The following is an 18957-nucleotide window of genomic DNA, read 5'->3' as shown; positions in this document are numbered from 1 at the left end:
CCGGACCCTGCCATGCCCCGCGCCGACTTCTACCTGATCGCCAAGCCCCGCTTCCTGACCGAGCCGTTGCGCCTGGTCTGCGAGCTGGCGCGCAAGGCCAACGACGCCGGGTTGTTCACCCTGGTGCTGGCCCGCGACCAGGCCCAGGCCGAGGAGCTGGACGAACTGCTGTGGGCGTTCGACAACGATGCCTACATCCCGCACCAGATCGCCGGCGAGGACATGGATGAGGAAGAAGCCCTGGTGCTGATCGCCGTGCCCGGCACCGAGGCACCGGCGCGCCCGCTGGTGATCAACCTGCGCGATGAACCCTGGCTGGGCGAGTGCGAGCGCGTGCTGGAAGTGGTTCCGGCCGACCCGGAAGCGCGCGAACCGCTGCGCGAACGCTGGCGCCAGTACAAGGCCGCCGGTTACGACCTGAACAAGCACGACATGTAAGTCCAGCGAGGACCCCTTGATGCGCCTGCTGATCGCCCTGATTCTTCCCTGGCTGTCCTTCTTCACCATCGGCCGACCGTTTGCCGGCATCGTCTGCCTGATCCTGCAGATCACCCTGATCGGCTGGCTGCCCGCCGCCATCTGGGCCGCCTACGCGGTCAGCCAGTACCACACCGACCAGAAGATCCGGCGCGCCCTCGGGCCGCGCTGATCTCCCTTCCGCCTTGATTACCGGTTCCCCCGCATGACCCAACTCGCCTCCAGTTACGACCCGAAGTCCTTCGAGACCGACCTCTACGAGGCCTGGGAGAAGGCCGGCCACTTCAAGCCGTCCGGCACGGGCGAGCCGTACACCATCCTGCTGCCGCCGCCGAACGTGACCGGCACCCTGCACATGGGCCACGCCTTCCAGCAGACCCTGATGGACGCGCTGGTGCGCTACCACCGCATGCGCGGCTACGACACCCTGTGGCAGGTCGGTACCGACCATGCCGGCATCGCCACCGAAATGGTGGTCAGCCGCAACCTGGCGCTGGAAGGCAAGGGCGAGACCCGCGATTCGCTGGGCCGCGAAGGTTTCATCGGCAAGGTCTGGGAGTGGAAGCAGCAGTCCGGCGACACCATCGAACGCCAGATGCGCCGCCTCGGCACCTCCGCCGACTGGTCGCGCAGCACCTTCACCATGGACCCGCAGCCGTCGGCGGCGGTCAACGAGGCCTTCGTGCGCTGGTACGAGCAGGGCCTGATCTATCGCGGCCAGCGCCTGGTCAACTGGGACCCGGTGCTGAAGACCGCCATTTCCGACCTGGAAGTGGAAAGCGCCGAGGAAGACGGCTTCCTGTGGTCGATCGCCTACACGCTGGATGAGGGCCTGAGCTACGAGCACGTCGAGCGCGATGCCGACGGCGTGGAAACCCTGCGCGAAACCCGCGACTACCTGGTCGTCGCCACCACCCGCCCGGAAACCCTGCTGGGCGATACCGCGGTGATGGTGCACCCGGAAGACGAGCGCTATGCGCACCTGATCGGCAAGAGCGTGGTGCTGCCGCTGACCGGCCGCCGCGTCCCGGTGATCGCCGACGACTACGTGGACCGTGCGTTCGGCACCGGCGTGGTCAAGGTCACCCCGGCGCACGATTTCAACGACTATGAAGTCGGCGTGCGCCACAGCCTGCCGATGATCAACCTGTTCACCCCGGTGGCGGCGCTGAACGAGAACGCGCCGGAGCGATTCCAGGGCCTGGACCGCTACGCCGCGCGCAAGGCCGTGCTGGCCGAGCTGGAAGACCTGGGCATCCTGGTCGAGACCAAGGCGCACAAGCTGCAGGTGCCGCGCGGCGACCGTACCGGCCAGGTGATCGAGCCGTACCTGACCGACCAGTGGTTCGTGAAGATGGACGACCTGGCCAAGCGCGGCCTGGAACTGGTCGAGGATGGGAGCATTTCCTTCGTGCCGCCGAACTGGATCAACACCTACCGCCATTGGATGAACAACATCCAGGACTGGTGCATCAGCCGCCAGCTGTGGTGGGGCCATCGCATTCCGGCATGGTTCGATGCCGCCACCGGCAGCTGCTACGTCGGTCGCAGCGAAGAGGAAGTGCGGGCAAAGAACAACCTGGGCAGCGACGTGGTGCTGAACCAGGAAAGCGACGTGCTGGAGACCTGGTTCTCCTCGCAGCTGTGGCCGTTCTCCACCCTGGGCTGGCCCAACGAGCAGGCCATGGCCGAGCGCGGCTTCGACCGCTACCTGCCGTCGTCGGTGTTGATCACCGGCTTCGACATCATCTTCTTCTGGGTGGCGCGCATGATCATGGCCACCGACAACCTGGTCGGGAAGATCCCGTTCAAGGACGTCTACTTCACCGGCCTGATCCGCGACGGCCAGGGCCAGAAGATGTCCAAGAGCAAGGGCAACGTGCTCGACCCGCTGGACATCATCGACGGCATCACCATCGACGACCTGGTCGCCAAGCGCACCGGCGGCCTGATGCAGCCGAAGATGGTGGAGAAGATCGAGAAGGCCACCCGCAAGGAATTCCCGGACGGCATCGCCGCCCACGGTGCCGATGCGCTGCGCTTCACCATCGCCGCGCTGGCCACCCACGGCCGCGACATCAAGTTCGACATGAACCGCGCCGAGGGCTACAAGAACTTCTGCAACAAGCTGTGGAACGCCAGCCGCTTCGCGCTGATGAACACCGAGGGCGCGGCGTTCAGCGGCGTGCCCAAGCCGCGCACCGATGCCGAGCGCTGGATCCTGGCGCGCCTGGCCGCCACCACCGCCGAAGCGCAGGGCCATTTCGCCGCCTACCGCTTCGACCTGCTGGCACAGTGCCTGTACGAGTTCGCCTGGAACGCGTTCTGCGACTGGTTCCTGGAGCTGAGCAAGCCGGCACTGAACGGTGGTGACGCCGCTGACGCCGAGAGCACCCGCCACACCCTGCTGTACGTGCTGGAAGCCCTGCTGCGCCTGCTGCACCCGCTCACGCCGTTCATCACCGAACAGCTGTGGCAGCAGCTGGCCCCGCGCCTGGGCCTGGCCGAGAGCACGCTGTCGCTGCGTCCGTACCCGACCGCCGCCGAGTTCGAAGGCGATTTCACTCAGGCTGAAGCCGACGTGGAATGGTTGAAGGCGGTGATCAGTGCGGTGCGTCGCGTGCGCAGCGAACTGAACGTGGCCCCGTCCAAGCTGGTGCCGCTACGCCTGCAGGCCGGCCTGGAGCAGGACCGCGTGCGCATCGAACGCTTCAGCGCCTCGCTGTCGTTCCTGCTGAAGCTGGACAGCATCCAGTGGCTGGCCGAAGGCGAAAGCGCCCCGCCGGCCGCCGCCGCGATCGTCGGTGAGCTGAAGCTGCTGGTGCCGCTGGAAGGCCTGGTCGATCTCGATGCCGAGCGCGTGCGCCTGGACAAGGAAATCGCCCGCGTCGAAGCCGAAAAGGAAAAGAGCGAGACCAAACTGGCCAAGTTCACCGACAAGGTGCCGCCGGCCGTGGTCGAGCAGGAACGCGTGCGCCTGGTCGACTGGAACACCCAGCTGGCCGGCCTGCGCGAGCAGCGCGCGAAGCTGTAACGCCGCGCTCTGGTGCGTGCCAACCAAGGTTGGCACCTACCACGGCGGGAGAGGTTGGCACCCACCGAAGCGGAATCGGAAACGCCGGGCGATGCCCGGCGTTTCCATTTGCCCCGCATGGCATCATCACCGGATGCCGCTTTCCATTTTCCTGCTCGTCCTCGCTGCCGCGGCACTGCACGCCAGCTGGAACGCGATCGTCAAACGCGGGCCGGACAAGTTCCTCGGCACCGTGCTGGTCACCGGCAGCGCCGCGCTGCTGTCGGCGGCTGCCCTACCCTTCCTGCCGTTCCCGGCCGCGCACAGCTGGCCGTGGCTGGGCGCATCGGTGCTGCTGCAGGTGACGTACTACGGCCTGGTCGCCCGCTGCTACCAGCAGGTCGACATGAGCCTGGCGTATCCGCTGATGCGCGGCAGCGCGCCGATCCTGGTCGCGTTGGCGGGCACCCTGCTGGGCGAGCAGCTGCCACCGGCGGCGTGGTTGGGCGTGGTGCTGGTCAGCACCGGCATCCTGTGCATGGCACTGGGTGCGCGTGGCGGCCAGCTGCGGCTGCCGCTGCTGACTGCGGCGATGATCGCCACCTACACCCTGGTCGATGCGCAGGGCGCGCGTCAGTCCGGCAGCGCACTCAGCTATACGTTGTGGCTGTTCCTGCTGTCGGGCATTCCACTGCCACTGTGGGCGCTGTACACGCGCCGCGGCGCGGTGCTGGACTATGCGCGACAGCACTGGCCGCTGGGGCTGGCCGGTGGCGTCGGCACCACCGCCTCGTATGCGATGGCGTTGTGGGCAATGACCCAGGCGCCGGTGGCGATGGTCTCGGCGCTGCGCGAATCGTCGATCCTGTTCGCGTTGCTGATCTCGGTGTTCCTGCTGCGCGAGCGGATTCCGCGTGCACGCTGGCTGGCGGCGGCGTTGATCGTCGGCGGCGTGTTGGCACTGCGGCTGGCGTGAGGAAAGCGTGCCAACCAAGGTTGGCACCTACCGGACAAGCCATTGCACGCCTTGGTAGCAGCCGACCTTGGTCGGCGCATTCCTGCCACCCCAGGTTGCCGGCTACCGGTAGTGCCGGCCGCTGGCCGGCAACCCATCTCCGTTACAGCGGCGGCATCGCCTGCAGGTCGCCATCGACCAGTTCGATCGCCATCACCACCGCGTCTTCGCGGCCCTGTGCGGCCGGGTAGTAACGCGGGCGGCGACCGATCTCGTTGAAGCCTTCGCTGTGGTACAAGGCCAGCGCGGGTGTGTTGGACGGACGCACTTCCAGGAACACACGCTGCGCACCCCGGTCGCCGGCCAGCTGTACCAGCGCGCGCAGCAACTGACGTCCGAGCCCACGCGACTGCGTCAGTGGATCGATGCAGACGTTCAGCACATGGGCCTCGTCGGCCGCGATGCTGAGCACGCCATAGCCGATCAGCTGGCCATCACGCTCCATGGCCAGGCCCGGATAGCCCGCACGCAGGCAGTCGACGAAGATGCCGCGGGTCCAGGGAAACGGATAGCCGCGTACTTCAATCGCCATCACCGCGTTGAGGTCGCTCTCGCGCAGCGCGCGCAGGCTGACCGGACCGGGCTGGCTGACCGCACTCATGGCGCACCCCGCTTGCGCAGGGCGCGCAGCTGCGGCCACAGCGCGCGCTTGGCGGCCGGGTCGTGGCGCAGCTGGTCCAGCGGCCAGCTGTCCATCAGTGACTGCGTGGCCGGATCATTGGGGTTGCAACCGGATGCGCGCAGCAAGGCGATCTGCAGGCGATCCGGCAGGCGCACCACCGGCTGCCGGGCATTGCCGCCAGGCAGCGGCCGGGCAGCCGCGGGCGCGGTGTCCGGTGCGCTGACCGGGGTCTCGCGACGCGCTGGCGCCGGGCGTTCCTGGCGGGAAACCGGTGCGGCCGCAGCCAGAGGTTCGCGCGCGGGTGCGGTTGACGCCCGCGCCTGCTCCGCCGCTGGCGCGGCAGCCGCCTCGGCTTCGGCCACGCTCAGCTGCAGCGCGGCATCCAGTTCGGCGGCCAGCTGGCCGTCGTGGTAGACGGTGTAGCCCATGGCCTGCAGCCAGGCCTGCTGGGCCGGTGACCACAGCACGGGCAGGTCCTGGCTCACGCGGCCTCGGGCTTCTTGCGCAGGCGCTGCACGGCCCACATCACCGGGCCGGACAAGGCGTACAGGATGCCGACCGCAAACAGCACGCGCGGCAGGTCGATCACCGCAATCGCGATCGCCACCGGCACCAGCGCCAGCACCAAGAACGGCACGCGATCGGAGCGGGTGCCCTTGGCGGCACCGCCCTTGAAGCTCCAGAAGCGAATGCGGCTGACCATCAGCAGCGCCGCGACGATCGTCACCGCCAAGGCCACGTAGCGCAGCTGGTTGCCGTCCCAGCCCAGGTTGCCATCGGCAAAGGCCCAGACGAAGGACATCATCAGGCCGGCCGCAGCCGGGCTGGCCAGGCCGACGAACCAGCGCTTGTCGACCACGGCGACCTGGGTATTGAAGCGGGCCAGGCGCAGCGCCGCGCAGGCGGCATACAGGAAGGCGACGGCCCAGCCGACGCGTCCGAGCAGCGGGTCATCGAACTTCAGCCACGACAGCGACCAGTGGTACATCACCAGCGCCGGGGCCATGCCGAAGCTGACCAGGTCGGCCAGCGAGTCGTACTGCACGCCGAATTCACTGCTGGTGCCGGTCAGGCGCGCCACGCGCCCGTCCAGGCCATCCATCACCGCCGCCACGAACACGGCGATGCTGGCATTGACGAAATCCCCGTTGGCTGCGGCGATGATCGCGTAGAAGCCTGCGAACAGGCCGGCGGTGGTGAACAGGTTGGGCAGCAGGTAAATCGTGCGCGAGCGCGGCGGCGGTGTGATCGGGTCCATGGAATCCAGTTTAATCGACTTGCCAGTACTCGGCGCCAATGCTGCAATCGACGTTCTACGCCCATTCCGTGGAGTCCGCCATGCGTGCCCTGTCCTGCCTTGGATGCCTGCTGCTGTTGGCCAGTGCCAACGCCGTGGCTGGCCCGGTCTATAAATGGAAGGACGCCAATGGCGTGACCCAGTACTCGGAGACCCCTCCAGCGGGCAGGAAGTATGAAACCCGCGAGCAGGCCCGCAGCCCACAGCCGGCCGCCAGCACCGAGACCCCGGCCGCACCGGTCCCCGAGCAGTGCCGCACGGCCCGCGCCAACCTGACGCTGCTGGAGGGCACCGGCCAGGTGATGCAGGACACCGACGGCGACGGCAAGCCTGACACCGCGTTGACCCCGGAGCAGCGCAGCGCACAGAAGGGATTGGCTGAAGCCACCATCAAGGCCTACTGCCCGGCAGAGTGAGGGTATCGGCAGGGCTGCGCCCTGCACCCGCAGAGGCAACAGCAAGGGCAACAACCGGCTCTGGGCTTTCAGTGGGTTTGGCGGGGCGGTGTCGGATTGCGGGGACGCCGTAAACCCGTCCCTGGGGGCTTGGCCGCGGCATCCATGCCGCGGACACCCCGCAATCCGACACCGCCCCGCCTTCGACAGTTTCCCGGTGACGGTGGTAGATCCACGCCATGCGTGGATGAAATCTGTCAGATCTCGAATTGAATCCGGGGTCAGATCCGTTTTCCGCAGGAAAACGGATCTGACCCCATAAATCGTCCATCGCGGAAATCTGTCGAAGGCGGGGTGGGTCCGGCGGCAGGGGTGTGAGCGGCATGGGCCCGAGGCATGCCTCGGGCGGGTTGGGCAGGAAGCCCAACCCTGGTCTTGCCGTGTGCGCGGGACAGCGCACACGAGCAAGCCGCGACCAAGCCCCCATGGATGGGTTTACGGCGTCCCCTGCCGCCGGACCCACCCCGCCATCTCCCAGGAAACCCGTTCTTGCTGTTGCTGTTGCTGTTGACGTTGCTTGAGGCGGGTGCAGGGCGCAGCCCTGCCGATACCCCTCCCCCCGGCTGGGCTGGCAGAATAGGCGTCTCTGCCGTTATCCGAAGCCGACGATGCGCCTCTCCCAGTTCCACCTGCACACCACCAAGGAAACCCCCAGCGACGCCGAGCTGACCAGCCACCGGCTGATGCTGCGCGCGGGCATGATCCGCAAGCTGGCATCGGGCCTGTACACCTGGTCGCCGCTGGGCCTGCGCGTGCTGCGCAAGGTTGAACGCATCGTGCGCGAGGAAATGGACCGTGCGGGTGCCGTGGAATTCCAGATCCCGACCATCCAGCCGAAGGAACTGTGGGAGCAGACCGGCCGCTGGCAGAAGTTCGGCCCGCAGCTGCTGAAGATCAAGGACCGCAAGGACCAGGTGTTCTGCTACAGCCCGACCGCCGAAGAAGCCGCCTGCGACTTCGCGCGCAGCGAGCTGTCCAGCTACAAGCAGCTGCCGGTCAACTTCTACCAGGTGCAGACCAAGTTCCGCGACGAGATCCGTCCGCGCTTCGGCGTGATGCGTTCGCGCGAGTTCCTGATGAAGGACGCCTATTCGTTCCACCTGCACGATGAGTGCCTGGTGCGCGAGTACGAGAACATGAAGTCGGCCTACAGCCGTATCTTCACCCGCCTCGGCCTGGACTTCCGCATGGTGCAGGCCGACTCCGGCGCGATCGGCGGTGATGCCTCGCAGGAATTCCACGTGATCGCCGATTCCGGCGAAGACGCGCTGGTGTTCTCCACCGGTTCGGACTACGCGGCCAACATGGAAGCGGCGATTGCCGCCGATCCGGCACCGCGTGCAGCAGCCGGTGAAGCGATGCGCAAGGTCGACACGCCTACCCAGAAGACCTGCGAGGACGTCGCGGCCCTGTTCGGCATCGACCTGCAGCGCACGGTGAAGTCGGTGGCGCTGATCGCGGGCGAAGGCGAGGCACAGCAGTTCGTGCTGGTGCTGGTGCGCGGCGACCATGAAGTCAACGAGATCAAGCTGGCCAAGGTTTCCGGCCTGGACGAACAGCGCTTCGCCAGCGAGGCGGAAATCGCCGAACATCTGGGCAGCGTGCCGGGCTTCCTCGGCCCGGTCGCCCCGGCCAAGGCCATCCGCGTGGTGGCCGATCGCGAAGTGGCGGCAATGTCCGATTTCGTCGTCGGCGCCAACGAAGCCGGTTTCCACCTGGCCGGCGTCAACTGGGGTCGCGACCTGCCGGAACCGGAAGTGGCCGACATCCGCAACGTGCGTGCCGGTGACCGCGCGCTGGACGGTGGCGAACTGAAGATCGCCCGTGGCATCGAAGTCGGCCACGTGTTCCAGCTCGGCCGCAAGTATGCCGAAGCGCTGGATGCCACCGTGCTGGACGAGAACGGCAAGGCGGCGGTGATGGCGATGGGCTGCTACGGCATCGGCATTTCGCGCGTGGTGGCTGCCGCGATCGAACAGAACCATGACGATGCCGGCATCATCTGGCCGGACGCGATGGCACCCTGGCAGGTGGTGGTGTGCGTGATCAACCCGAAGGGCGACGCCGCCGTGGCCGATGCTGCTGCCAGCCTGCTGCAGGAGCTGCGCGATGCCGGCCTGGACGCGGCACTCGACGACCGTGGCCTGCGCCCGGGCGCGATGTTCGCCGACATGGAACTGATCGGCATCCCGCACCGCGTGGTGGTGAGCGAGCGTGGCCTGGCCGCCGGCACCTACGAATACCGCTCGCGTCGTGCCAGTGAAGCCGAGAATCTGGACAAGGCCACCCTGCTGCAGCGCCTGCAGGGTTGATCAGAGAAAGACCGGGGCGTGCCCCGGTCTTTTTTTGCATTGTGTCCAACCAACCGATATTGCAGCGGACATAATCCGGTCAAAATCGACGCAATGCGGCCGGCATGTCGCCAAGCCTTGTCCTGCCTGCATTTGTACTCTGATTAATTCATCTTTATTCTGTCCGCCGACGCCATGGACTGGCTCGTCCCGTCCACACATTAGTTTCCGGAGTAACCGTAAATGAGCATTGACCTGACCGGCCTGTCGGCACGCGAGCTGGGCGCCCTGATCCGCACCGCCAAGAAACAGCAGACCATCGTCGCCAAGCGCCGGCCGATCACCAAGGTCCGGGCCCAGCTGACCAAGCTGGCCAAGACCGAGGGTTACACCATCGAGGAACTGTTCGGTGGCGCCCCCGCCCCGCGCACCCGCAAGGTCGCCACGGCAACCAAGGCACCGTCGAAGACCGCCGGCCGCAAGCTGGGCAAGGTTGCCCCGAAGTACCGCAATCCGGCCAACCCGAAGGAAACCTGGACCGGTCGTGGCAAGCAGCCGCGCTGGATGGCCGAGCTGACCGCCAAGGGCAACAAGAAGCCGGAAGATTTCCTGATCAAGAAGGCCTGAGGCCGAATCGGGATGCAATGAAAAACGCCGGCGAAAGCCGGCGTTTTTCTTTTCCCGCTGAGGTGCGTGGACCAACGGTGCGCACCTACAGGGTTTTGCGCGCCGGCATCAGCAGGTTGCCGAACAGCAGGCCAGCCACCAGCGCCATCACCACATTGAGCACGGTGAGGAACACGCTCTGGCCAGCGCCCACGTCCTGCTGCTGGACCAGGGTCAGCACGCCGCGCAGGCTGGTACTGCCGGGCACCATCATGATGATGCCCGGCAGGCGGATGATCGCGCCCGGGCGCCCAACAAGGCGCCCGAACAGATTGCCACCGGCGGTCAGCAGCATTGCCGACAGGAAGATGCCGGCCGGTGCGCCCCAGGCGTGGCCACCGAACTTGGAGATCGCATAGCCGGCCACCGAGGCCGCGATCACCCACGGATAATCGCGGCGGTTGGCCTTGAACAGCATCGCGAAGGCAAACGCCGCGGTCAGCAGCGAGCCCCACTCCACCCACGGCCCCTGCGGCCGCGTGGCGCGGATCACCGGATCGAGGCCGAGCACATCGGCCAGGGTCACCGCGATCATCGCGCCGACGCTGAGCTTCATGATGGTGGTCAGCGCACCGGCAAAGCGCGCGGTACCCGACACCCAGTGCTGGCTGGCCAGCTCATTGACCGCATTGGTCAGCGACATGCCGGGCAGCAGCACCACCAGCGAGGCGATGATCACCGTGTTGAGGTTGAGCGCGCCGATGAAGGACGCCACCAGGGTGGCGACCATGCCGGCCAGCAGCGCGGCCAGCGCCTCGGCGGCTTCGCGGGTGGCCGGGCGACGGTCGGTGACCATGCCAAGCAGGCCGATCATCAGGCCGATGACGCCGGCGGTGGCGATGTCCAGCCATGGCAGCTTCCACATGCCGGCCACACCGGCTGCGCCAAGGGTGAACGAGAGGATGGTGCGCAGCTTGCCGCGCCGGCCCGGATCCTTGTCCAGCTGGCGCAGCGCCGTGTGGCCCTGGGCGATGCTCATCCGCCCGTTGGCCACTTCCTCGGCGATATGGTCGGCGACGCTGAGTTTGTGCAGGTCGTTCTCACCGGGCGCCAGGCGGATCACGCGGGTGATGTCACTGGAGCCGATTGCCTGCGCCGGGTCGCTGAAGCTGAGGATGATACCGGTGGGATTCGACCACGGTTCACAATCCAGGTCGAGCTGGCGGGCCAGTGCCACCACCGCCGTTTCCAGGCGCTGGGCCGTGGTGCCATAGCTGTGCAGGCGTCCGGCGATCTCGGAAACAAAGGCCACGCGCTGCGCGTAGGTGGCCTGGGGCGTGGGGATCGTGTGAGCGTCTGCGGACATGCGCCGTAGTATTACCTAGGCTGGGCCTTACCGGAGAAATTCATCCGAGTTCGACGCGATGCCCAAGACAGAACGGTTATGCTGCGACCCGAATGGCCCAAGTGACCCCGAACCACGCCCCCCAGCTCGAACAGGACGCCCATGACCCGGGCCTGATCCGCCTGTCCGGCACCTGGACCCTGAAGACCGCGCTGGCCGCGGCCGAAGTCCTGCGCGGCGTTCCCGATACGCTGACCGGCATCGATGCCACCGCCATCGAGAAGATGGATTCGGCCGGCGTGCTGCAGGTGCTGCGCGTAGCCCACCGTGCCGACCTTGGCGAAGACGCTCTGAAGTTCCGCCCGGATCACCAGGCGCTGGTGTGCACCATCGAGGAAGTGGCCGACGACCGGCCCAGGCCCAAGCGCGACTTCGGTGTGCTGGCCGCGCTGGAGCGGCTGGGTGTCAGCGTCCATGCCACCGGCCACAACATCAAGGCGCTGTGCAGCTTCCTCGGCGAGAATCTGGTCAAGGCCGCGCGCCTGGTCAAGGAACCCCGCCGCTTCCGGATGACGGCCACCGTGCACCAGATGGAACAGGTCGGGCTGGACGCGGTACCGCTGGTGGCGCTGCTGTCCTATCTGGTCGGCGCGGTGATCGCCTTCCTCGGTTCGACCATCCTGCGCGATTTCGGCGCCGAGATTTACGTGGTCGAACTGGTCAACATCGCCTTCCTGCGCGAGTTTGCCGTGCTGCTGACCGCGATCGTGCTGGCCGGCCGCACTGCCAGTGCGTTCACCGCGCAGATCGGCGCGATGAAGGCGCGCGAGGAAATCGATGCGATGCGCACCCTGGGCCTGGATCCGATCGACCTGCTGGTACTGCCACGACTGCTGGCGTTGCTGGTCACCCTGCCCCTGCTGACCTTCATCGCAATGGTCGCCGGCCTGGCCGGCGGCATCACCGTGGGTGCGTTCGACCTGGATATTCCACCGCAGATGTACATCGCGCGCATGCACGACACGATGGAAGTGCGGCACATGCTGGTCGGTCTGTCCAAGGCGCCGGTATTCGCGCTGGTGATCGGCCTGATCGGCTGCCTGGAAGGCCTGAAGGTCGAAGGCACGGCGCAGTCGGTGGGCGAACGCACCACGTCCAGCGTGGTGCAGACGATCTCGCTGGTGATCATCATCGACGCCTTCGCGGCGTTGTGGTTCATGCACATGGACTGGTGACATGAGCACATCAGCCCTCCCCGACCCCATCGACATGCACGACGACCAGGGCCACGAGCTGGCCATCCGCGTGCGTGGCCTGGTCAATCGGTTCGGCAGCCAGACCGTGCACGAGGATCTCGACCTTGATGTGCGCCGCGGCGAGATCCTGGGCGTGGTGGGGGGGTCGGGTACCGGCAAATCGGTGCTGATGCGTTCGATCCTCGGCCTGCGCGTGCCCGATGCCGGGCAGATCGAAGTGCTCGGCCGCGACGCGCGTGCCGACGATGCCGAGAGCCGCCTGCACATCGAGCGCAACACCGGCGTGCTGTTCCAGGACGGCGCCCTGTTCTCCTCGCTGACCGTGGGCGAGAACGTTCAGGTGCCACTGAAGGAGCACCATCGCGAGCTGCCCGAGCGCTGGCATTACGAGCTGGCGTTGCTGAAGGTGAAGCTGGCCGGCCTGCCCGCCGATGCGATCAACAAGCTGCCCTCGCAGCTGTCCGGTGGCATGCGCAAGCGCGCCGGCCTGGCCCGGGCGCTGGCGCTGGATCCGCCGCTGCTGTTCCTGGACGAGCCCACCGCCGGCCTCGACCCGATCGGTGCGGCCGCCTTCGACCGCCTGATCAAGACCCTGCAGGAAGCACTGGGGCTGACCGTGTTCCTGATCACCCACGACCTGGACACCCTGTACGCCATCTGCGACCGCGTCGCCGTGCTGGCAGACCGCAGGGTGGTGGCCAACGCGCCCCTGCCGGAGATCGAGAAACTGGATCATCCGTGGATCCAGGAATACTTCCACGGACCCCGCGCGCGCGCCGCGCGTGGCGAACAGATCGAGAGTGCCTGAGCCATGGAAACCAAAGCCAACTACGTGCTGATCGGCGCGTTCACCCTGATCACCGGCCTGGCCCTGCTGGCCTTCGGCCTGTGGGCCGCCAAGTACTCCTCCGACCGCACCTGGCAGGAATACCGCGTGGTGTTCCGCGAAGCGGTGACCGGCCTGTCGGTGGGCAGCCCGGTGCAGTACAACGGCATCGCCGTGGGCTCGATCACCGAACTGAACCTGGTACCGGACGACCCGCGCCAGGTCGTCGCGCGCATCCGCCTGAACTCCAACACGCCGGTCAAGACCGATACCCGCGCCAAGCTGGCGATCACCAGCCTGACCGGCCCGTCGATCATCCAGCTCAGCGGGGGTACACCGCAGTCGCCGGCACTGACCACGGTCAACAAGGACCCGGCACCGATCATTCCGACCACGCCCTCCGCGCTGCAGAACATCACCGACGTCGCCAACCGCATCGTCGAGCGCATGGACCAGATCCTCAGCGACCGCAACGTGGCTTCGATCAACGCGACACTGGCCAACCTGGAAACCATCAGCGGTGGGTTGGCCGACCGTGACCAGGGTACCCAGGCGCTGCTGCTCAGCGCGCGCGATGCCGCGCGCAGCCTGGACACCACGCTGAAGACCACCAACGGCACCATCGAGCGCCTCGACAAGAACCTGGTGCAGCAGCTGCCCGGCATCATCGACAAGCTCGACGGCACCCTGGCCAAGCTTGATTCGGCCGCCGGCAACGCCGATTCGATCCTTGGTGAGAACCGCGCCGCGATCAACAGCTTCGCCAACGATGGCCTTGGCCAGCTCGGCCCGACGCTGACCGAACTGCGCGGCCTGATCCGCGACCTGCGCCGGGTCAGCGACCGCCTCGAGAACAACCCCGCGCGCTACCTGCTGGGCCGCGACGCACCGAAGGAGTTCGAACCCAAATGAGCCCGACCACCCTTCCGCGCCTGCTGCTGGCCGCTTCGATGGTCCCCCTGCTGGGCGGCTGCTCCATCCTTGGCAGCAGCGAGAAAACCGCGGTGACGCTGTACTCGCCCTCGGTGCAGGTGAAGACGGACCCGGCATGGCCGCAGGCCAGCTGGCAGCTGGTACTGGCCAAGCCCAGCGCCGCGCGCATGGTTGACAGCCCGCGCATCAACGTGCGGCCGACGCCGTCGCAGATGGAGATCTACAAGGGCGCCAGCTGGGTCCAGCCGGCTACCGACATGATCGAGGACACGCTGCTGCGCGGCTTCGAGGATTCCGGCCGCATCCGCGGCGTCGCCCGCAGCACCGCCGGCATCCGTGCCGACTACAAGCTGTCCACCGACGTGCGCCGCTTCGAATCGGATTACCAGGGACAGGCCACGCCGACGGTGGTGATCGAGGTCAACGCCAAGCTGATCCACGTCGCCGACCAGCGCGTGGTCGCCGACCGCACCTTCCGTCAGGCGCAGCCGGTCGGCAGCACCGATGTTCCTGCCGTCACCGCCGCCTTCGAACGTGGCCTGCAGCAGCTGGCGCAGGACGTGGTGGGCTGGACGCTGACCAGCGGGCAGGCCGACCAGCCGACCGTCGCACGCTGATCGATCAGCGCGGCGTGATCCAGCGGAACGTCAGGTTGATCCGCTCGCCCTGCACCCGCGCCATCTTCGGCAGCGCGTGCTGATAGAACTGCTGGGTCTGACCGGCCATCACCAGCAGATCGCCATGGCCGAGCAGATACTCGGCCTTCCGCGCCGGGTCATCGCGCCGGCGCAGCAGGAAGCGCCGCGCCGCGCCCAGGCTCAGCGAAGCAATCACCGGGGCCGGCCCCAGTTCCGGCTCGTCATCGCTGTGCCAGCCCATGTAATCACCGCCGCCGCGATAGCGGTTCAGCAGCACGCTGTTGAAGCGGCCGAGGCCCTCCACCTGCAGGCGATCACGCATGGCCTGCAACGCGGATGGCCAGGGGTGCGGCACGAATTCAGCCCCGGAATAGCGGTAGCGCGCCTGCGAATCGCCGATCCAGCAGCTCAGCCGCGGCGAATCCACCCAGTTGCCGAACATGCGGATGCGGTGGACTTCCCAGGGGACTTCGGCCTGCAGGGTCAGCAGCAATGCAGCGGCCTTGCCAGCGGGCAGCCAGCCCGATAGATGACGGACATCAGCGTCAGGCAGATCAGGAGGAAACAGCATTGGGCCGGGTACTGGACAGGAGCAACAGCGAGCATGCCTGATTTGCTCGATTCAGGCGCAAACCGGAGAATGACGGGACATTTCAGCGCCACTGCCCAATGCACCTGATGCCGTGCCCCTCCCCCCTGCCGCCTCTTCCACAGCCCCGCAGAGGCCAGTCATGAGCCTGGGGCGCTATCTCGCCACCGCGCGACGGTCGGTGCAGCGCCACGGCGGTGGCATGGCTGGACTGGGATCGGTGCTGCTCCGCGCACTGAAGGTAGTTCATGCAATGGGCGTGCGCGGTTTCATTGCGCGCCTGCGCTCGGCCAGCGTCGTCCGCACCCGCGCCAGCGAACCCTTCGATACGCCTGCGCTGCCTGTGCCGATCCCCCTGGAACAGCTGCGGTTGAGTGTGGGCGTGATGGCGCACGTGTTCTATCCAGACCTGATCAACGAGTTCGCCACCACGCTCTCGCGTATGCCACTGCGCTTTACCTTGCTGGTCTCGGTGATGGACGCTGCAGCCGAAGCGCAGGCACGTGAGGCATTCGGGCGCCTTCCGAACGTCCAGACCCTCCTTGTCCGCCAAGTCCAGAATCGTGGTCGCGACATCGCTCCACTATTAGTAACGTTCCGCGAAGAGATCAAGGCACTGGATCTGGTGTGCCACATTCACACCAAGAAATCGCTCTATACCGGTAGCGAACAGCAGACGTGGCGCCACTACCTGTTAGACAGCCTTTTGGGCTCACGTGAGCGCATCGCTTGGATCTTGGGCACCTTCCAGGCCGACCCACAGCTGGGCCTGGTCTATCCTGAAAGTTACGACGGTGTTCCACTCTGGGCGCACACTTGGCTGAGCAATGGCCCCGCGTGCGACGCACTCGCGCAGAAACTTGGAATCGCCCTGGATGCGCAGCGTTACATAGACTTCCCCGCCGGCTCGATGTTCTGGGCGCGAGTCGATGCGCTGCGACCGCTGTACGATCTGAACCTTCCACTGGATGCCTTCCCCGTGGAACAGGGCCAGGTGGATGGAACGCTGCAGCACGCCGTCGAGCGCCTGTTTGGCGTCATCGCCCGCCACCAGGGTTTCCGCTTGGGCATCCTGCCACCCGATGGTCGCCTGGCACTTGCTGCCGAAGGTGAACGTAATGTCGGCGAGGCACTTCAAACCGGCCTGTCTGACCGTTTGACGCTAGCCGCGCTGGACGCACGCATGGTCACGGTCGATATTTTCGATACGCTGGTCACCCGCGTGTTCCTGACACCCGCCGCGGCCCGCGAGCATCTCGCTTGGCGACTGGAGCGGCAATGGGGCATATGCGATTTCTCCCGGCATCGCGCCGATGCGGAAAGCTGCCTGCGTGAAATCTTGCAGCGGGACCCCTCCCTCTCCGAGATCCACATCGAGCTTGCCGGGCGCCTCGCGTTGCCTGGCGTGGATGCGAGCATGCTTGCCAATGCCGAGCGAATGCATGAGTGCGCGATACTCCGGCCGCGGCAAGGTCTGCTGACAGCGCTTGTAGATGCAAAGCTGACTTCGCTGACGGCGTTCTCCGACATGTATCTATCCAGCGACGACATGCGGCAGGTCCTGCCCGATCGAGTGCAGCAGCTCATCTCGCGGTGGTGGATTTCCTGCGAGACCGGCCTGCGCAAGGACTCTGCCGACAGTTGGAAGCAGCTGGCGCGTCAGGAAGGGCGCGAAGATGGCCGCTGGCTACATGTGGGTGACAACGAACACGCCGACATCCAGATGCCGCAGCTGGGCGGCCTGCTTACGCCCGTGCACGTGCTGCGGCCGGTCACCCTGCTGGACGTCGTACCGGGCCTTCGCCCGCTCCGCCATCCCCAGGGCACCCAGGCACCATGGTCTGAGCAGCTTTGGCGCGGCCTGCTGGCAAACAGCTTCGCTGCGATCGCCGACACCTCTCCGCAGCGGCTGCTCGGTCGTCCCCAGCTCGATGCACATACGCTGGGCTATACGGTACTCGGCCCGTTGGTCCTGGACTTCCTGCTGCATATCATCGACGTAGCTCGCCGCCGCGAGGTGGACCACCTGCTGTTCCTGAGCCGCGAAGGCTATCTGCTGGAGCAGGCATTCACCCGGCTGCAGGCCGCACACCCGTTCGCCGCCAGGATCAAGAGCACCTATTTTCTGGCGTCGCGTCGGGCGACGCTGCTGCCCGCACAGCTCGATGCCTCAGATCTTGCACTGCTCATGCAGGGTACGTTCAACGGGTCGCTGCGCGGCCTGCTGCAGGCACGACTCGGCGAAGATGCCGTGGCACGGGTGGCGGCATTGCAGCCGGCGCTGATGGAGCGCGACGTCTTTCTGCCGGAAATGGCCGACGAGGTACAGCGTTGGCTGCACCCGGTCAGGGATGCACTTCTGTCGCTGGCTGCCCGCCATCGCAAGGTCTATCAGGCGTACTGGGCCCGTACCGTCGGCTCATCGACGCCAATGGTGATCGACGTGGGCTACGCCGGCAGCATCCAGCGCAACCTCGCGCGCCTGCTCGGCACACCACTGGGCGGCTGCTACATGGCCCTGCGCGCAGGCGCCAGCGCACTGGCATCGCAGGGCTGGGCCGAGGCACGGTACTTCGACGGCCGCAATGGCGGCAACGAAACAGACTCCCCCATCCTTGCCAACGACCTGCTGCTGGAGTCACTGCTGGCAGCTCCGCACGGCCAGTTCAACGGCTTCACTGAAAGCAGCGAGGGCCTGAATACGCCCCGCTTCGGTTCCGTTGAACTTCCAACGGCTGCCCTGGAGATCCTCGCCGAGGTCCATACCGGGACGCTGACCTTCATCGAAGAAACCTGCCATACGCTCCATGAGGACATCGCCGAGCTGAACCTGGACGCCGAGGGCGTCCAGGTTCCACTCCAATGTCTGGGCAGTGGGCGATGGAATGCCGACCTTGTACTTGCCCAACTCGCCACCGAAGACGCGTTCACCGGACGCGGTACAGTCAGCGCGAGCCCTCAGGACTAGCGCTGAAAGGCCACGCCCGTCTTTTCCTTCAACTCGTCATCGCTGACGCCCGGCGCCGCTTCCACCAGCAACAGGCCCTTGTCGGTGACGTCGAACACGGCCAGATCGGTGATGATGCGGTCGACCACGCCCACACCGGTCAGCGGCAGCGTGCATTCGGTCAGGATCTTGTGCTCGCCGTTCTTGGCGGTGTGCTCCATCAGCACCACCACGCGCTGCACGCCGGCCACCAGGTCCATCGCGCCGCCCATGCCCTTGACCATCTTGCCGGGCACCATCCAGTTGGCCAGGTCGCCCTTGTGGGTGACCTGCATGGCGCCGAGGATGGCCAGGTTGACGTGGCCGCCGCGGATCATCGCGAAGCTGTCGTGGCTGCCGAAGTAGCTGGCACCGGCACGTGCGGTGACGGTCTGCTTGCCGGCGTTGATCAGGTCGGCGTCCACTTCGGCGTCGGTCGGGAACGGGCCGATACCGAGCAGGCCGTTCTCCGACTGCAGCCACACATCCACGCCTTCGGGAATATGGTTGGCGACCAGGGTCGGCAGGCCGATGCCCAGGTTCACGTAGGCACCATCGGTCAGTTCGCGGGCGGCGCGTGCCGCCATCTCATCGCGGGTCCACGCCAT

Annotated in this window: 18 protein-coding genes; 12 read left to right on the top strand and 6 right to left on the bottom strand. The window is 66.6% G+C overall.

From position 1 onward, the window contains the following. The first annotated feature begins 12 nt into the window (after nt 1-12). From D5301_RS16080 to D5301_RS16065, 4 genes are all read left to right on the top strand, one after another. Nucleotides 13-438: a DNA polymerase III subunit chi gene (locus D5301_RS16080; RefSeq protein ID WP_049400292.1), complete on the top strand. Its 426-nt coding sequence runs from the start codon at nt 13-15 to the stop codon at nt 436-438. Nucleotides 439-457: 19 nt separating this feature from the next. Next, nucleotides 458-649, top strand: coding sequence for a YqaE/Pmp3 family membrane protein (locus D5301_RS16075; protein WP_012510005.1), 192 nt, complete (start codon nt 458-460; stop codon nt 647-649). Between the two features lie 33 nt (nt 650-682). Beyond that, the gene (locus tag D5301_RS16070; protein ID WP_153856255.1) at nt 683-3511 is read left to right on the top strand and encodes a valine--tRNA ligase; all 2829 of its coding nucleotides are present in this window, start codon (nt 683-685) and stop codon (nt 3509-3511) included. A 133-nt stretch (nt 3512-3644) separates the two neighbouring features. Next, on the top strand, nt 3645-4466 hold the full coding sequence (locus D5301_RS16065; RefSeq protein WP_132811100.1) for an EamA family transporter: 822 nt from the start codon (nt 3645-3647) through the stop codon (nt 4464-4466). A 142-nt stretch (nt 4467-4608) separates the two neighbouring features. Here the strand turns inward: D5301_RS16065 and rimI are convergent, their stop codons facing one another. The 3 genes from rimI to pssA are packed head-to-tail and all read right to left on the bottom strand — an operon-like array spanning nt 4609 to nt 6385. Then, on the bottom strand, nt 4609-5106 hold the full coding sequence (gene rimI, locus D5301_RS16060; RefSeq protein WP_032128003.1) for a ribosomal protein S18-alanine N-acetyltransferase: 498 nt from the start codon (nt 5104-5106) through the stop codon (nt 4609-4611). Then, entirely contained in the window at nt 5103-5612 is a 510-nt protein-coding gene (locus D5301_RS16055) for a hypothetical protein (RefSeq protein ID WP_324187336.1), read from the bottom strand. Before D5301_RS16055 ends, rimI begins: the two co-directional genes overlap by 4 nt. Then, nucleotides 5609-6385: a CDP-diacylglycerol--serine O-phosphatidyltransferase gene (pssA, locus tag D5301_RS16050; RefSeq protein ID WP_088024094.1), complete on the bottom strand. Its 777-nt coding sequence runs from the start codon at nt 6383-6385 to the stop codon at nt 5609-5611. The genes D5301_RS16055 and pssA overlap by 4 nt, the downstream gene beginning before the upstream one ends. Before the next feature lie 80 nt (nt 6386-6465). On the opposite strand from pssA, the gene D5301_RS16045 reads away from it, so the two are divergent. From D5301_RS16045 to D5301_RS16035, 3 genes are all read left to right on the top strand, one after another. Beyond that, nucleotides 6466-6840 (top strand): DUF4124 domain-containing protein, encoded by a 375-nt coding sequence (locus tag D5301_RS16045; protein ID WP_110714250.1) that lies wholly within the window; start codon nt 6466-6468, stop codon nt 6838-6840. A 647-nt stretch (nt 6841-7487) separates the two neighbouring features. Then, nucleotides 7488-9191 (top strand): proline--tRNA ligase, encoded by a 1704-nt coding sequence (locus D5301_RS16040; RefSeq protein ID WP_153856254.1) that lies wholly within the window; start codon nt 7488-7490, stop codon nt 9189-9191. A 222-nt stretch (nt 9192-9413) separates the two neighbouring features. Further along, nucleotides 9414-9797, top strand: a complete 384-nt coding sequence (locus D5301_RS16035) for an H-NS histone family protein (protein ID WP_153856253.1) — start codon at nt 9414-9416, stop codon at nt 9795-9797. An 85-nt stretch (nt 9798-9882) separates the two neighbouring features. Here D5301_RS16035 and D5301_RS16030 read toward each other — a convergent pair whose 3' ends face one another. Further along, the gene (locus D5301_RS16030; RefSeq protein ID WP_094000482.1) at nt 9883-11142 is read right to left on the bottom strand and encodes a threonine/serine exporter family protein; all 1260 of its coding nucleotides are present in this window, start codon (nt 11140-11142) and stop codon (nt 9883-9885) included. A 92-nt stretch (nt 11143-11234) separates the two neighbouring features. Between D5301_RS16030 and D5301_RS16025 the strand changes: the two genes are divergently transcribed. The 4 genes from D5301_RS16025 to D5301_RS16010 are packed head-to-tail and all read left to right on the top strand — an operon-like array spanning nt 11235 to nt 14753. Next, on the top strand, nt 11235-12356 hold the full coding sequence (locus D5301_RS16025; protein WP_153856252.1) for an ABC transporter permease: 1122 nt from the start codon (nt 11235-11237) through the stop codon (nt 12354-12356). A gap of 1 nt (nt 12357) precedes the next feature. After that, nucleotides 12358-13185 (top strand): ABC transporter ATP-binding protein, encoded by an 828-nt coding sequence (locus tag D5301_RS16020; protein WP_110710985.1) that lies wholly within the window; start codon nt 12358-12360, stop codon nt 13183-13185. Between the two features lie 3 nt (nt 13186-13188). Continuing rightward, nucleotides 13189-14115, top strand: a complete 927-nt coding sequence (locus tag D5301_RS16015; protein ID WP_014035909.1) for an MlaD family protein — start codon at nt 13189-13191, stop codon at nt 14113-14115. Then, the gene (locus tag D5301_RS16010; RefSeq protein ID WP_110710984.1) at nt 14112-14753 is read left to right on the top strand and encodes an ABC-type transport auxiliary lipoprotein family protein; all 642 of its coding nucleotides are present in this window, start codon (nt 14112-14114) and stop codon (nt 14751-14753) included. The genes D5301_RS16015 and D5301_RS16010 overlap by 4 nt, the downstream gene beginning before the upstream one ends. 4 nt (nt 14754-14757) lie before the next feature. Here D5301_RS16010 and D5301_RS16005 read toward each other — a convergent pair whose 3' ends face one another. Further along, nucleotides 14758-15345, bottom strand: coding sequence for an alpha-ketoglutarate-dependent dioxygenase AlkB (locus tag D5301_RS16005; protein ID WP_153856251.1), 588 nt, complete (start codon nt 15343-15345; stop codon nt 14758-14760). 160 nt (nt 15346-15505) lie between these two features. Between D5301_RS16005 and D5301_RS16000 the strand changes: the two genes are divergently transcribed. Further along, nucleotides 15506-18331, top strand: a complete 2826-nt coding sequence (locus tag D5301_RS16000; RefSeq protein ID WP_228756429.1) for a rhamnan synthesis F family protein — start codon at nt 15506-15508, stop codon at nt 18329-18331. On the opposite strand, the gene D5301_RS15995 is transcribed toward D5301_RS16000, so the two are convergent. After that, nucleotides 18328-18957 (bottom strand): CoA transferase subunit B, encoded by a 630-nt coding sequence (locus tag D5301_RS15995; RefSeq protein ID WP_153856250.1) that lies wholly within the window; start codon nt 18955-18957, stop codon nt 18328-18330. The two genes, D5301_RS16000 and D5301_RS15995, sit on opposite strands and share 4 nt — an antisense overlap.

It is taken from the genome of Stenotrophomonas sp. MH181796, assembly GCF_009659995.1.
Lineage (GTDB): Bacteria > Pseudomonadota > Gammaproteobacteria > Xanthomonadales > Xanthomonadaceae > Stenotrophomonas > Stenotrophomonas riyadhensis.
This window is presented reverse-complemented; position numbering and strand designations above follow the sequence as displayed.